This is a genomic window from Alcaligenes pakistanensis (genome assembly GCF_014652815.1).
GTDB lineage: Bacteria > Pseudomonadota > Gammaproteobacteria > Burkholderiales > Burkholderiaceae_B > Alcaligenes > Alcaligenes pakistanensis.
This window is the reverse complement of sequence record NZ_BMZN01000003.1, coordinates 782,354-784,151: the sequence shown is the minus strand read 5'-3', so window position 1 is coordinate 784,151 and position 1,798 is coordinate 782,354. Positions and strand designations below refer to the sequence as shown.

Annotated in this window: 1 protein-coding gene; it reads left to right on the top strand. The window is 55.2% G+C overall.

Going from position 1 to position 1,798, the window contains the following annotated elements; translation table 11 throughout:
- The coding region (locus IE156_RS12820; protein ID WP_189392899.1) for an Ig-like domain-containing protein at nucleotides 1-1,798 on the top strand (1,798 nt) is incomplete at both ends.

The window sequence follows — 1,798 nt, the reverse complement described above, 5'->3', positions numbered from 1 at the left end:
TGAGTCCGACGTGACCATTACGGGTACGGTTGGTAAAGACGTTAAGGCTGGTGACACGGTCACGGTGACCGTGAACGGTAAGGACTACACCACGACCGTTAACGCTGACGGCAAGACCTGGAACGTGGATGTTCCTGGCTCTGAGTTGGTCCAAGACACGAACGTTAAAGCCAAGGTTGAGACGGAAGACGCCGCGGGTAACCCTGCCAGCGCTGAAGCTGACCGTGACTACGGCATTGACACCACGCTGCCCGAAGCCGAGATCGCGATCAATGTGATCGCTGAAGACGACGTGATCAACAAGGCTGAGTCTGAGTCCGACGTGACCATTACGGGTACCGTTGGCAAGGATGTGAAGGCCGGTGATACGGTCACGGTGACCGTGAACGGTAAGGACTACACCACGACCGTTAACGCTGACGGTAAGACTTGGAACGTAGACGTTCCTGGCTCTGAGCTGATCCAAGATACGAACGTTAAAGCCAAGGTTGAGACTGAAGACGCCGCGGGTAACCCTGCTTCGGCTGAAGCTGACCGTGACTACGGCATCGATACGGATCTGCCCGAAGCCGAGATCGCGATCAATGTGATCGCTGACGATGACGTGATCAACAAGGCTGAGTCTGAGTCCGACGTGACCATTACGGGTACGGTTGGTAAAGACGTTAAGGCTGGTGACACGGTCACGGTGACCGTGAACGGTAAGGACTACACGACCACGGTTAACGCCGATGGCAAGACCTGGAACGTAGACGTTCCTGGCTCTGAGCTGATCCAAGACACGAACGTTAAAGCCAAGGTTGAGACTGAAGACGCAGCGGGTAACCCTGCCAGCGCTGAAGCTGACCGTGACTACGGCATCAATACGGATCTGCCCGAAGCCGAGATCGCGATCAATGTGATCGCTGACGATGACGTGATCAACAAGGCTGAGTCCGAGTCCGACGTGACCATTACCGGTACGGTTGGTAAAGACGTTAAGGCTGGTGACACGGTCACGGTGACCGTGAACGGTAAGGACTACACCACGACCGTTAATGCTGACGGCAAGACCTGGAACGTAGACGTTCCTGGCTCTGAGCTGATCCAAGACACGAACGTTAAAGCCAAGGTTGAGACTGAAGACGCAGCAGGTAACCCTGCTTCGGCTGAAGCTGACCGTGACTACGGCATCGATACGGATCTGCCCGAAGCTGAGATCGCGATCAATGTGATCGCTGAAGACGACGTGATCAATAAGGCCGAATCGGAAGGTGATGTCACTATCACTGGTACGGTGGGTAAAGACGTTAAGGCTGGTGACGCGGTCACGGTGACCGTGAACGGTAAGGACTACACCACGACCGTTAACGCTGATGGTAAGACCTGGAACGTGGATGTTCCTGGCTCTGAGTTGATCCAAGACACGAACGTTAAAGCCAAGGTTGAGACGGAAGACGCCGCGGGTAACCCTGCTTCGGCTGAAGCTGACCGTGACTACGGCATTGACACCACGCTGCCCGAAGCCGAGATCGCGATCAATGTGATCGCTGAAGACGACGTGATCAACAAGGCTGAGTCTGAGTCCGACGTGACCATTACGGGTACCGTTGGCAAGGATGTGAAGGCTGGTGATACCGTGACCGTCACGGTTAACGGTAAGGACTACACGACCACGGTTAACGCTGACGGCAAGACCTGGAACGTAGACGTTCCTGGCTCTGAGCTGATTCAAGACACGAACGTTAAAGCCAAGGTTGAGACGGAAGACGCCGCGGGTAACCCTGCTTCGGCTGAAGCTGACCGTGACTACGGCATT